We start from the raw sequence: 13,448 nt of genomic DNA on the forward strand, positions 1-13,448 counted from the left end.
ATTGAAGTGCCAATGGTGCGAATCATATGAAGCCAAGGAGACGGATGCAACGGTTTATTGGGAGCTTCCTGACGGTACAAAAGCTATAGAAATTAAAGAGACGCCTTCCATTACATGTTCAGAATGTGGAATTACGTATCAAACAGACGAAACAGTTGGACACATTGAAGATCAACTGTTTTTAATCAACACCTCTGCCTTAGAAAAAAGTGTAACGTACGAACAGCTTATGAGCCTGCCTCGTCTATTAAAACGAAACTACTTTGATTTTTCAAAGTGAGCAATAAAGGATCCATCTCCTACTTTTTATAGGAGATGGATATTCTTATACGCTTTACGTTAAACATGTTCGCATAGTTCTTTTATGAAGGTGGGATAAGTATGGAAGCAGTCGATATAAATCGTAATGAAGAAGAAAAAAAACAGGACGATAAGCATGTAAAACGCCATTTAAAAGCTCGTCATATGACCATGATTGCCATTGGAGGTTCAATAGGAACTGGCTTATTTCTAGCCACGGGATCTTCCATCCAAACTGCTGGACCGGGAGGAGCGCTGATTGCTTACGGGGCTATTGGAATTATGGTTTATTTTCTCATGACTAGCCTTGGAGAAATGGCCACGTTTATGCCGGTATCAGGTTCTTTTTCAACATACGCCAGTCACTATGTAGACCCAGCTCTCGGGTTTGCGCTCGGCTGGAACTACTGGTTTAACTGGGCTGTTACGCTCGCTGTAGAAATAGCTGCTTCTGCTATTATCATGAAGTTTTGGTTCCCTGATGTGCCAAGTATTATCTGGAGCGCTTTGTTTTTAGGCTTAATTTTTTTACTTAATTTCCTATCTGTAAAAAGCTATGGAGAATCTGAATATTGGTTTGCTCTCGTAAAAGTAGTAACCATCATTGTATTTATCGGAGTGGGCCTTCTGACGATCTTTGGCATCTTCGGCGGTGAATATATCGGCTTTAAAAACTTTACATTAGAAGAAGCGCCGGTCAACGGCGGATTTCTGTCCGTACTAAGCATTTTCTTTATCGCGGGATTTTCTTTTCAAGGTACAGAGCTAGTCGGTATTGCGGCAGGGGAAAGTGAAAACCCTCAAAAAAATATACCAAAAGCCATTCGCCAAGTCTTTTGGCGCATCCTTCTATTTTATATTGCAGCCATTGCTGTAATCGGGCTTATCATTCCTTACACCAGTCCATCTCTTCTAGGAGGAGATGTGGATAACATTGCGGTTAGTCCATTTACGCTTGTTTTTGAAAAAGCAGGAATTGCTGCAGCTGCTTCGGTGATGAATGCTGTTATTCTTACATCCGTTTTATCAGCCGGAACATCTGGTTTATATGCTTCTACGCGAATGTTATGGTCAATGGCCAATGAAGGGCAAGCGCCTAAAGCGCTTCGGAAAATTAATCGTCGAGGAATTCCAGTAAATGCGCTTGTTTTAACCACTATTATTGGCGGTCTTGCCTTTTTAACATCAGTTTTTGGTGATCAAATGTATATGTGGCTTTTAAACGCTTCAGGTATGAGCGGATTTATTGCGTGGATTGGTATTGCCGTCAGCCACTATCGTTTCCGAAAAGCATATGTTGCTTCAGGACAAGATCTAAATGATCTAGCCTATAAAGCAAAATGGTTCCCTCTAGGTCCTGTTCTTGCATTTGGAATGTGCCTCATTGTTATTTTAGGACAAAACTATCAAGCGGTACTTTCCGACAAAATTGATTGGTACGGCTTGACGGTCTCATACATTGGCCTGCCTCTCTTTTTAGCGACGTGGTGGGGATATAAAATAGCAAAGAAAACCAAGGTTGTACCTTTACATGAGTGCATTCAAAAAGAGGATAAGAAATAAAAAAGCCATAGTGGCTAACGACAAAGAAAAAAGGTGAACCCCGGACAGTGGGGTTCACCTTTTCATTTATAAAAATCGATTATTTTACACTCTGTTATACAAATATCATATCATAAAAAGTGATTTTTTTCCAGTCTGGTTTTTATTTTGTTTATTGATAAAATTCAAGAATACCACTGCATGCTAAGCAATTGTGGAGGTTGGAAATCTTTGTACTTTAATAAGAAAAGGGGTTCGTAATGAGAATTTCTGCAGGTGTTGAGATGCTACAGTTGACTGCCAGAGCTTTTGACCAAGATATAATATTAAATCCTACGTTAGTTTGGAATAACGATGAAGCTATTCTAATTGATACAGGAATGCCTGGGCAAACCGATCAACTGAAAGAGATCTTGGGTGAATTGAATATATCTATTGAACAGCTAAAAGTAATTCTTCTAACGCATCAAGATCTAGATCATATAGGGTGTGCGACTGATATACGAAAAAAATCAAATGAAAATATCATCGTATATGCTCATGAATTTGATAAGCCGTATATTGAAGGGAAACTTCCGCTTATTAAAACGAATGCTAGTCAAATGAGTAAAGAAGAACTATCAGCTATACCTGATGAAATAAAATATTTATATAAAACCCCTCCAAAAGTTGACGTGGATATAGTATTAAAAGGAAGTCAACTGCTTCCATACTGCGGAGGCATTGAAGTTATTTTTACTCCCGGACATACGCCTGGGCACGTTAGTTTTTATTTAAGAAAATCAAAAACGCTGGTTGCCGGAGATGCTCTAGTATTGGCAAATGGACAGCTAATGGAACCTGTTAAACAAACGACCTTAAATATGGACCAAGCAGTTCAATCACTTGAAAAGTTTTTAAACTATGAGATCGAGCATGTTATTTGTTATCACGGAGGCTATTTTCAAGGCTGTCCGAAAGAAGCGATTTTAAGGATAAAAGAACACGTTGCAGAGAGACAAAGTTAAGATTAATAGAAACCAAAGGGGATGGATAAAATGTTTACACCAGCTATTAGCGTTCAAAAAATAAATGATAGCCTCATTATAAAATGGCAGCTTGCACACTTTACGATTCCGTTAGAAGACATTCTTGAAGTAACGGAAGATGACACGTACGGAGGCAAAGAAGCAAACGCCATTCGAATCGGCCCTCCGTACGGAACGACTGACCGCATCTTTATAAAAACGACCAATAAAAACTATCTGTTATTTACCTCAAACGCACCGGCTATATTAAACGAAATAAATTCATAACGACCACTACTAAATACGAGATATATAGGAGAGAAAAAATTGAAGATTAGCCGTACTTTCGATGCTGATACAATTGCCAAGCTTAATCAGTCTGTTCATCAACTGCATGTAGAATTATCCCCCGAGCGCTTTCAAACATATGATTTTCAGAAGATACATGAATTTTTTAAGAAAGTGATGGAAAACGATAGGTTTATCTTTCTTTTAGCAGAAGATGAAGGACAGCATGTAGGATTCGCTTGGGTTGAAATAAAGCAGTATCCAGAAACAGTGTTTAAAAAAGCTTACAAGTCAATTTATGTTCATCAAATAAGTATCGCAGAACTCCACAAAAACAAAGGGTTTGGTTCAAGTTTGATGAAAGAAATTTATAGCATTGCCCGTACTCAAGACATAAATACAATTGAGTTGGATTACTGGAGTGACAATACGGTTGCGGAGAGCTTTTACGAAAAAGAAGGCTTTGTTACGTATAGAAAAATGGTTTATAAAGAGCTTTAAAGAGAGCATTTACTTGCGCTCTTTTTTATGTCTAGGAAGCCATTTTCTTCATTTTAATCACTCAACAAAACAAAGTACGCGATTTGAGAACTTAACTCTTGAAAAATTTTTGTTTTACATTTATACTTACATTCTTGTTCGCGTAATGCGACAACTTACTTTATATTCAACTAGGAGGTATACAGATAGTATGGAAAATTTCATTTATCATAATCCCACAAAATTAATCTTCGGAAAAGATCAGCTTCAAGCATTATCAGAAGAACTCCCGAAATACGGAAAAAATATTTTGCTTGTATATGGCGGAGGAAGCATTAAGAAAAACGGTTTATACGATCAAGTTCTTACGCTGTTAAAAGAGTTAAACGTAAATATACATGAGTTAGCGGGCGTAGAGCCAAATCCTCGACTATCTACGGTACGAAAAGGAATTGAAATTTGCCGAAATGAAAACATTGACTTCATGTTAGCAGTCGGCGGAGGAAGCGTTATTGACTGCACAAAAGCAATCGCTGCCGGAGCTGAGTATGAAGGCGACGTTTGGGATATTATTAACAAAAAAGTAACGGCTACAAAAGCACTGCCGTTTGGAACGGTATTAACGTTGGCAGCAACAGGTTCTGAAATGAATCCTGATTCTGTTATTACGAATTGGGAAACAAATGAAAAATACGTTTGGGGAAGCACCGTTACGCACCCTGTATTTTCTATACTAGATCCTGTGAACACGATGTCTGTTCCTAGAGATCAAACTATCTACGGCATGGTAGACATGATGAGTCATGTGTTCGAACAATATTTCCATAACGTGAAAAACACGCCTTTACAAGATCGTATGTGCTATTCCGTATTACAAACAGTAATTGAAACAGCACCGAAATTGCTAGAAGATCTGCAAAGCTACGAACATCGCGAAACGATTTTATATTCCGGAACAATCGCATTAAATGGAACACTTCAAATGGGATACTTTGGAGATTGGGCTTCACATACAATTGAACACGCGGTATCAGCAGTATATGACATTCCTCATGCGGGCGGTTTAGCAATCCTATTTCCAAATTGGATGCGACACGTTGTAGATCAAGATGTAACTCGTATGAAACGCGTCATGACAAGCATGTTTGATATTGAAACTGCAGGTAAAAGTGACAAAGAAATTGCGTTAGAAGGAATCGATAAGCTAAGCGCTTTTTGGTCAAGCCTTGGTGCACCTTCTCGCTTAGCAGATTACGATATCGGAGAAGAGCGACTAGACGAAATTGCTGGAATTGCTGCTCGTGAAATGGAGCACGGAGGTTTCGGTAACTTTAAGAAACTAAATAAAGATGATATTTTAGCTATTTTAAAAGCATCACTGTAAAGTGAAAAATAAAAAAGTTAAAAGCATCACTGTAAAGTGAAAAATAAAAAAGAAGGAGACACCTGTCTTCTTCTTTTTGTTTTATCTTATAAATGACTGGAAATTAAGTAGAGTAGGAAGAATGGTTTTTTTTCTCAAATTTCAGTTAATAACTAAAGGAAAAGCTTTATAATTAAGTACAGAAAGAAAGTTTTAGAGAATTTAAGGGAGTGGGAAGATGAAAAAGTTTGCGCTAGCTTCATATGCACTTTATTTGTTGGGCGGATTAGTCATTACAGCCGTAGGATCCGTCTTACCGCAATTGTTAACACATTATCATGTTTCCTATACAGTTGGCGGGCAGCTTGTATTAGTAGGTTCTTTAGGATTTTTGATAGGAGTTCCGCTATCTTCTTTTTTATTAGGACGCTTCAGAGAAATGAATTTACTTACAATTTCCGCACTAATGATAGCGTTATCACAAATAGGTATGCTTTTATTGCCTCCATTTGAGTGGATTATTGCATTCAATTTTTTAAACGGTATTGGTGTAGCCGCATTGGAAGTAGTTGTAGCTACTTTAATGATGGAAGTATTTATCGGTAGAAGAGCTATTGTTATGAGTTATTTAGAAGTATCATTCGGTCTAGGTGCGCTGTTGATGCCGTTAGTAGCTAGCTTATTGATTTCACAGAACAGCTGGAGGTTTTCATTTTTTATAACAAGTGTACTAGCTTTACTAATGGTTGTGATCTGTAAAATAATTCCTTTTAAAAAAGAGACTATTTCAACTTCAGAAAGCGATGCTTCAGATGCCAGCTCAGAACCTGCGCCTGTGCTTACTAAAAATCAAAGGTGGAAAATACTTACTCTTTTTAGTGTGATGATTTTTATGTATGCCGGAGTAGAAAGCAGTATGAATAATTTTCTTTCGTCTATTTTTATCACATATCTAGACGTAATTCCCTCACAGGCTACTTTAAGCATAAGCGTTTTTTGGGTAGCTATGCTCATAGGACGAGTGGCTACTGGATGGATTATTCGAATTGTTACATACGAACGTTATCTTTTTGGCAGCATTGGAGGGACAATTGTGAGTTTAGTGCTGTTTATTGTGTTAAAAGAAGCAGTAGCAGGCTATATTTTATTAGGGTTTTTAGGGCTTGCAATGTCAGGTATCTATTCGATAACGATGGTATATGCTAATCATACGTTTACCGGATCTGCTCGTATTGTCACTAGTTTAATTACTGGTTTTTCAGGGCTTGGAGGTGCTGTTTTCCCTGCGCTTATTGGCTTTACTATGGACGCAAGCGGCATTACCTCAGCGCTTTGGTACATAACAGCTTTTGCATGTTTATATCTTCTGGCGCTTTGCATCATTTTTTTCGTTCAGCGTGATGCAAAACAAAAAGCTAATAATCATTTGCAGCCTATGAAATAAATGTTACGTCAAAAAAAGAAGTGAACTTATAAGTTCACTTCTTTTTCTTTTTATTTTCTCTTTCGTTATAGTAAACAAAAAGGGTTCACATAAATTCAAACAAGAAAGTGAAAAATGGATATATCTATGAAAAAGGAGAGCAATATGAAAGAAGTGAATATAAAGGATCCCGCATTAAACCTCGACGTGGCATTAAAAAGAATACTAAATGAGATGGCTGAAAAAGATGTAACTTTATAAATGGTTAATATCTATTTTAATAAAAAAATAAAAAAAGAAAGGTTGAATCTATGTCGACCTTTCTTTTTTTCAGAAAAATTCTTGTTAAATTTTTTCTCACAATATCTTTATAATCAAATAGCAAAATTCCTGCTTTTAATTTCGCTTTAGTATTAACCCTACAAACCATTCTTTTCTTTACTTTTTACTAATATATCAAATATTCTATATATTCCTAATGTTATATAAAATTAAATTGACAAATATATGAAGCGATCATTAGAATTTAGTCATCGAACAGTGAAGAGCTGTTTAAAAGTAGGGGGGAAGTAAATGCCGTTACAAAACAAGCATCTAGCAGTTGTGTTACAAAATACATATTTACCGTTTATTTTTGAAGAAGCAGAAGCTCTCGGAATTAAAGTGACGTTTTTTTATAACCAAGAAGAAGTAGAACCTAAGCATCTTAAAAACGTACAAAATTTCATACCCATTGATTTATTTCACACCTCAGACAAAGCTCTTGAGATTATTAAAGCAGAGCATCACAAAAATCCTTTTGACGGCATTATGACATTATATGAGCCTGCGTTAGAGTTTGTAGCTCAGCTGACAGAAAAATTAAACTTACCGGGCTTATCACCGTTTGTGATTAGTAACTGTCGCAACAAACAGAAAATGAGAGAGGTTTTAAAAGATAATGATCTTAACACTCCGTATTTTAAAGAGGTTGAAAATACGGAGGAATTAAAGAATCTTTCACTGCCTTATCCTGTCGTAGTAAAACCTTCTAACGGATTTTCCAGTCAAGGTGTATCACGAGCGAATAATAAAAAAGAACTGATTGACAGCATAGAAAAAGTGAGACGCGTAAATGAAGAAGACCTAAGTAAATTCACAAAAAATAAAACGGGCATGGTAATTGAACAATTTGTAGACGGACCAGAGTTTGCTATTGAGACGTTTTCTGTAGAAGGAGAGGTTTGTGTACTCTCTATAGGATACAAAGGAAATTCCAAAGGGCCTTTTTTTGAAGAAGGTGTTTATATAGCGCCAGCTCACCTAGAAGAAAACGTTTGGGAATCTATTTCGCAAGAAGCAGCTAAAGCAGCAACCGCTTTAGGGATTGAGAATGGCCCCGCTCATATTGAATTACGTTTGGACCCAGCAGGAAAACCTTATGTGATTGAAATAGGAGCGCGCATTGGAGGGTCTGGGATTTCTCATTATATCGTAAAAGAAAGTACAGGTATTAACTATATCGAGCTAGTTTTTCACTATGTATTAGGATTAAAACCTCCTGTATTAAAAAATGAAAGAAAACGAAAGAAAGTGGTGGGCAACTACATTATCCCTGTGCAAGGCCATGGGATTTTTAAAGAAATTCGAGGCTTGGAAGACGTGCGTAGAGACACTGAAGTAAAAAGGGTTATTCAATTTATAACTGAAGGGACAGACATTTTACCATATCCGCACTTTTCAGGTTACCCTGGATTTATTTTAACCACTCATGACTCTTATTCCGACTGTGAGCAGTATTACAGCTATTTGGATAACAAAGTAAAAATCGTTTATCAAAATAAAGTAAATGCATAGGGGGTATCAAAGGCTATGATAGTTGCAGAGTCGTCTAGTAAGAAAAATAAGCAGCTTCAAAAGATTAGCATTATCCATACCTTAGGGCCTGAAGGAACAAATTGTGAAAAAGCAGGCTATCTGTGGTTTGAACGCCAAAGCATACAAGGTCAGGTCTTTTTACATCAAACGTTGGAAGAAGCTTTAGTTCATGTGAAAGAAACAGAGAGTTCTGCTCTACTAGGCTGTGCGGTATATCCTTACTTACATGATATTGTGTTCAAAAATTTAACTAGTTTAGAGCTAGTAGATAGCTTTATTATGCCAACGTATAACATGGTGCTTGCCTCAAAAGAAGAGGTGATAACAAACAACAACCTGTTAATTTCTTCACATCCTGCCCCTGTTGATTTAGCTCATTCCATCAGTTCCAATGTTCAGTTAGTAAATAGTAATGCTCAAGCCGCGATTGATTGCTTAGAAGGAAAGGTAGACGCATGTATTACAACAAGTAAAGCTGCTAACGAGCAGGGTTTAACAGTTGTAAAAGATTTTGGAGAAGTGCCGATGTGTTTTACGCTTCACGGAAGAAAATAGGCTCAACTTTAAAAAAGAAATAAGGTGAAACAGTGATTTCTAAATTAACCCGTATTCATGTACATCTTTTGTTTTGTCTGTTAGCCGTCATCGGGGGAACGACATGGGCTTTTCAAAAGACTGGCTTAAAGGATAGCTTGCCTCTATGGTCAGCAGGTATGAGGTTTTTAATTGCTAGTTTAATAATTGCCCTCTACCTCTTACTCACAAAAAAAATGGCCATTTCAAAAGAAGTAGTAATTATTTCAGCATTAAACGGAATTTTGTACTTTGCTCTACCGTTTGGTTCTGTTTATTGGGCATCCGTCTATTTGCCAAGCGGGCTTGTTTCCGTTTTAGCTGCCAGCATTTCAGTGTTTGCTCTTTTATTTAATCGCTTATTTAAAGGAACACCAGCTACAAAAGGACAAAAGATAGGTGTAGTCATGTGCTTAATTGGTATGAGCGTTGTATTTGGAAATCAGCTGTTTATACAGGGAAATGTGATTCAAATAGTAGCCATGATTGTCATTTTAATGGCTATGCTAGGTTCTGCTTTTATAACTGTTCAAGTTCAATCTCGCATAAAATCCTTGCCTATTATGACCTTTAATTCCTTTTCGATGCTAAGTGGAGGCGCTTGTTTACTGATTGTTAGTTTATTTATAGAAAATGGAAACCGCACTTTCTCTGGGGTTAGTCTTATCTCATTATTATACTTGGCTATTATAGGATCGGTCTTGGGGTTTTCTATTAATATTTATTTATTAAAAAAATGGCATATATCAAAAGCAACGGCGCATCTATTTATTTCACCGGTTATCGCCTTATATGTAGGATTTGTCTTTTTAGGTGAAACATTAAACAAACAGGTCTATATAGGTACAGCATTTGTAATAGCAGGGGTTATATTTATTAACTTGAAAAAGCAAGTAGAGAAAAACACAAATAACTCTACTCTTACATCATCTAAAAATATTTCTGCTAAGTAGCTGCCCTAAAAAAAGGAGGGTTTTAATCATGTTAACAAAAAATCATACTCAAAGTTTAGTGGAGTTATTAAACGATAAAATAGTACCTGCTCTATATGAGATAAGAAAATATCAGGGCCCAAATGGAGAGGTCAAAAGAAATTACGAAAAAGCTAGAGAACTCTTATTAAAAGTAGTTGCTGAAACTGAAACAATATATAACTCTCTAAATTTACCTAAAGTGTGGAATGCATTAAAAAATGACGTATGTGATTGGATCGAAAGAGGACTCGATCAATCTCCTTATTTTGATCAAACGTTAATTGCTTATAGCCCGCCTGCAAACGGAGAGGCGACGTTCTTTTTAGGACCGATTGTAACGCCTAATGGCCCTACCAAAAGAGGGTTTTATTTAGAAGCCTTTATCGCCGTTCGTGATGAACCTGAAATCATGAACTCCATTGAAGCAGACCTTCCTCATCCTAAAAATGGATGTGAATCGTTAAAGCTGTTGGCTGGTACTCAAGGATTTATGGAAGGGAAGTGTATTGTATTTTTCCCTGAGAATGTACAAACAAAAGAAAAGGTAACAACTCAAAACTTCGCGATATTTTTCTTTAATAAATTTCACAGCATATACAATGATGATACATTAAAAAGAGCGTATTCTATCTTTCCTGATTTTAACTTTAAATCTCATACTATGAATAGAGAAGACACCTATCAGGCAAGGGTAATCTGGGGATATCTACATGACTATTATCATCACTGTGGAAATAAACCTTTCGATCAACATATACAGGCAAAAATGAATTTTTTTGCAGGCATACTGGAAGAAGTTAAAGTAGACTGTCAGACGGTGCTGACTCTTCATAAAAGAAAATACCCTTTTTGGGAAGAGATAACAGAATTTGTTCTCTTTGAACGTCTGTTAAGGTATCCTAGTCAGCATAATGCACCTCGAAACTTTGATTCTGGCACAGGATTTTTTCTTTTTAGCTGGTTAGTTGCAAATGGGCATTCAATATCCCGAAAAGAAGACCATGCTTATTTAGATTTAGACATGTGTTTGAAGGAACTAGACCTTTTAGTAAAAGAAATTGAACAACTTGAAACAATTCAAAGTGACCTTGGCTATAAAGAAGAAGCCGAACGCTATGTTCGAAAATACTTATTGCCTAGTGAGAACGGTGATAAATTTACTATTCCGGACAATTATTTTATTAATCAGCAAAATAAAAAGATTGAAGTTCCATACTTACTATTCGATGACCATAATCTCTAAGGAGAAGATGCACTAATGAATGCTTTGCATTTAAGTAAAATAGGAAACAAAATGACTAATAAAGTAGGCGTTCGTGCTATTATGCATGACATTCAAGAAGTGCTCAATTCTGATCTCAATCAATATGTGAATTTAAGCGCTGGAAATCCTGCCATACTCCCTCAAGTTTATGAAATGTGGGAAGAAGCTTTAAAAGATATTGTGAACGACAAACAACTAAAGAATTTGATTAGCCAATATGGGTCTAGTTACGGTACGTATGAATTAATTGATTGCATAAGAGAATACTTCTTTAGGAATTATCGTATTGAGCTGGACAGAGAACAAGTCTTGATCACTTCAGGAAGTCAAAATCTGTTTTTTTTAGCTATAAATTCATTTTGCGGTACAAGTAAAGAAGGAAGAGTTAAAAAAGCATTAATACCTATGCTGCCGGATTACGCTGGGTACAGCGGAGTGGCACTAGAGGAAGCTATAATAGAAGGAATTCCTCCTATCGTCTCAAAGCTTGATCATCATACGTTTCGTTATGAATTTAACAAACAGGCATTCAAAGATAAAATAGCACAGGACCCAGATATCGGAGCTGTCGTATTATCAAGACCTAATAATCCAAGCGGCAACATTCTTTCAAAAGAAGCCGTACACTTTATATCCCAAGTATGCAAGGACTATAACATTCCATTGCTAATTGATTCAGCGTACGCACCTCCTTTTCCGGCTATGAACTTTGTTGAAATGAATCCAATTATACATGACAACATCATTCACTGCATGAGTCTTTCTAAAGCCGGATTGCCTGGAGAGAGAATAGGAATTGCTATAGGAAAAAGTGACTTCATAAAAGTAATGGAAGCATTTCAATCAAATATTTTGATTCACTCTTCTAGGTTAGGTCAGCGGATGGTGGTTAACACCTTAAAGAACGGAAAGTTACCTGGAATTTCAGCTAACTATATAAGAACTCATTATAAACAAAAACATGACTATTTAAAAAATCTTTTAACTACACATATGCCGGATGATATTCCTTGGTATTTACATAAAGCGGAAGGTTCGTTGTTTGGTTGGCTTTGGTTAGAAGGTTTGACTTTCAGTGATAACGATCTATACAATAAATTAAAAGCAGAAAACTTGATTGTAGTACCAGGCGGATCATTCTTTCACGGCAACCGGTCTTGTCCTCACAACCAGGAGTGCATTCGCATAAGTCTTACTGCTACAGATGAGGAGTTAAAGAAAGGAATTGATATTCTTTCGTCAGTAGTCAAGAAAGTATACAGTTCAGATTTTATATGTGAAACAGAAAAAATCTAATTTCTTAAAGGTTTAGAGGTGAAAAAAGCCGACCTGGTTGCTAGGGTCGGCTTTTTTGTTTAGATTAAGCAATAGGCGCATTAAAGAAAACAAACAGACATTTTTAATAATGTTTCTCTTTTAATTGGTTAACTTTATAAAGACCAGGATTTCACCGTTGTAAATTAAAGTTTTTTAGATACTTTGATGACGGTTTCTTTTTGTTTTGAGATACCTTTAACAGTACCTTCTGTTCGCTGGAAACCTTCTCCGCAAAAAGTATGACTTGTTTTTTGGACAAAAGGTTGATCTGTCTTTAAAGAGTTAATAAGCTCTCGTGCATCATCAGGCTTCATATCTTTATACCAAATACCGTCTGGGTAGGAAATGACGACGCATTTATCATGACATCTTCCATTACATCGAGTGCGAGTCGTATGTATGTATTCGTCCATCTCTTGATTAGCTATCTCAGTTCGAATCGCTTGTGTAACTTCTTCGGCTCCAACTCGATTGCAGCTGCTTCCATTGCAAATGAGAACGTGATGTTTCGTTGTACCTAAGTTCCATGTAGCCATGTTGATCCCTCCTATTAAAAGTAATGATTACGATTTATGACGTATAATGATTCCTTTTTTAGCAAAGAGGGCCCTTTACCTCATTAGAATTTTACCAGCTTGATTTTTTCACCCCAGGAAGCTGTCCCTTGTGAGCAAGTTCTCTAAATGCAATTCGCGAAAGCTTAAATTTACGTAAATATCCACGAGGTCTTCCCGTTACTTCACAGCGATTATGCAAGCGAGTAGAAGAAGAGTCTCTAGGAAGCTTTCGTAGTTCATTATAATTTCCTTGTTCCTTTAACTGTTTTCTTAACTCAGCATATTTTTCGACAAGTGCTTGTCGGTGCTTTTCTTTTGCTATTTTTGATTTTTTAGCCAAATAATCAATCCTTTCTTAAAGTCCTTCTTGAAAATCGTAATCATTACTATTTATATTTTTATATCATAAACCACTAAAGAATGAAATGCAACTCATATTTAATGAGTAAAGTTATATTTTTATATGCTGAAAAATAGTTAAAAAAATACGATAATATACAATT

Annotated in this window: 14 protein-coding genes; 12 read left to right on the forward strand and 2 right to left on the reverse strand. The window is 36.4% G+C overall.

Translation table 11 applies throughout. The features are described from left to right. Position 1: 1 nt before the first annotated feature. The 12 genes from CEQ83_RS11645 to CEQ83_RS11700 all read left to right on the forward strand — a co-directional run bounded on the left by CEQ83_RS11645 (position 2) and on the right by CEQ83_RS11700 (position 12,367). Positions 2 to 280 carry a YokU family protein gene (locus CEQ83_RS11645; RefSeq protein ID WP_013057076.1) on the forward strand — a complete coding sequence of 93 codons (279 nt, stop codon included), beginning with the start codon at positions 2 to 4 and terminating at the stop codon, positions 278 to 280. A gap of 101 nt (positions 281 to 381) precedes the next feature. Then, positions 382 to 1,863, forward strand: coding sequence for an amino acid permease (locus CEQ83_RS11650; RefSeq protein WP_033578992.1), 1,482 nt, complete (start codon positions 382 to 384; stop codon positions 1,861 to 1,863). A 239-nt stretch (positions 1,864 to 2,102) separates the two neighbouring features. After that, positions 2,103 to 2,849: an MBL fold metallo-hydrolase gene (locus tag CEQ83_RS11655; RefSeq protein ID WP_034266182.1), complete on the forward strand. Its 747-nt coding sequence runs from the start codon at positions 2,103 to 2,105 to the stop codon at positions 2,847 to 2,849. A gap of 30 nt (positions 2,850 to 2,879) precedes the next feature. Next, positions 2,880 to 3,137, forward strand: a complete 258-nt coding sequence (locus CEQ83_RS11660; protein ID WP_098112611.1) for a SunI/YnzG family protein — start codon at positions 2,880 to 2,882, stop codon at positions 3,135 to 3,137. A 39-nt stretch (positions 3,138 to 3,176) separates the two neighbouring features. Continuing rightward, the gene (locus CEQ83_RS11665; protein ID WP_028413326.1) at positions 3,177 to 3,638 is read left to right on the forward strand and encodes a GNAT family N-acetyltransferase; all 462 of its coding nucleotides are present in this window, start codon (positions 3,177 to 3,179) and stop codon (positions 3,636 to 3,638) included. A gap of 190 nt (positions 3,639 to 3,828) precedes the next feature. Next, a complete protein-coding gene (locus CEQ83_RS11670; RefSeq protein WP_028413325.1) occupies positions 3,829 to 5,001 on the forward strand; it encodes an iron-containing alcohol dehydrogenase in 1,173 nt (390 codons plus the stop codon). Between the two features lie 217 nt (positions 5,002 to 5,218). Further along, entirely contained in the window at positions 5,219 to 6,424 is a 1,206-nt protein-coding gene (locus tag CEQ83_RS11675) for an MFS transporter (RefSeq protein ID WP_155017259.1), read from the forward strand. 552 nt (positions 6,425 to 6,976) lie between these two features. Continuing rightward, complete coding sequence (locus CEQ83_RS11680; RefSeq protein WP_098999331.1) at positions 6,977 to 8,239, forward strand: ATP-grasp domain-containing protein; 1,263 nt, start codon at positions 6,977 to 6,979, stop codon at positions 8,237 to 8,239. Positions 8,240 to 8,254: 15 nt separating this feature from the next. Continuing rightward, positions 8,255 to 8,815, forward strand: coding sequence for a hypothetical protein (locus CEQ83_RS11685; RefSeq protein WP_155017260.1), 561 nt, complete (start codon positions 8,255 to 8,257; stop codon positions 8,813 to 8,815). A 32-nt stretch (positions 8,816 to 8,847) separates the two neighbouring features. Continuing rightward, entirely contained in the window at positions 8,848 to 9,786 is a 939-nt protein-coding gene (locus CEQ83_RS11690; RefSeq protein ID WP_098999332.1) for a DMT family transporter, read from the forward strand. 28 nt (positions 9,787 to 9,814) lie between these two features. Further along, entirely contained in the window at positions 9,815 to 11,050 is a 1,236-nt protein-coding gene (locus CEQ83_RS11695; protein ID WP_098112617.1) for a DUF6421 family protein, read from the forward strand. Between the two features lie 15 nt (positions 11,051 to 11,065). Continuing rightward, positions 11,066 to 12,367 (forward strand): valine--pyruvate transaminase, encoded by a 1,302-nt coding sequence (locus CEQ83_RS11700; protein WP_098112618.1) that lies wholly within the window; start codon positions 11,066 to 11,068, stop codon positions 12,365 to 12,367. Between the two features lie 164 nt (positions 12,368 to 12,531). Here the strand turns inward: CEQ83_RS11700 and CEQ83_RS11705 are convergent, their stop codons facing one another. Both CEQ83_RS11705 and rpsN read right to left on the reverse strand, forming a co-directional pair. Then, the gene (locus CEQ83_RS11705; RefSeq protein WP_014460065.1) at positions 12,532 to 12,924 is read right to left on the reverse strand and encodes a (2Fe-2S) ferredoxin domain-containing protein; all 393 of its coding nucleotides are present in this window, start codon (positions 12,922 to 12,924) and stop codon (positions 12,532 to 12,534) included. A 91-nt stretch (positions 12,925 to 13,015) separates the two neighbouring features. Then, the gene (rpsN, locus tag CEQ83_RS11710) at positions 13,016 to 13,285 is read right to left on the reverse strand and encodes a 30S ribosomal protein S14 (RefSeq protein ID WP_047750950.1); all 270 of its coding nucleotides are present in this window, start codon (positions 13,283 to 13,285) and stop codon (positions 13,016 to 13,018) included. Between the last annotated feature and the right edge of the window lie 163 nt (positions 13,286 to 13,448).

The sequence above is a fragment of the Priestia megaterium genome (assembly GCF_009497655.1).
GTDB classification, from domain to species: domain Bacteria; phylum Bacillota; class Bacilli; order Bacillales; family Bacillaceae_H; genus Priestia; species Priestia zanthoxyli.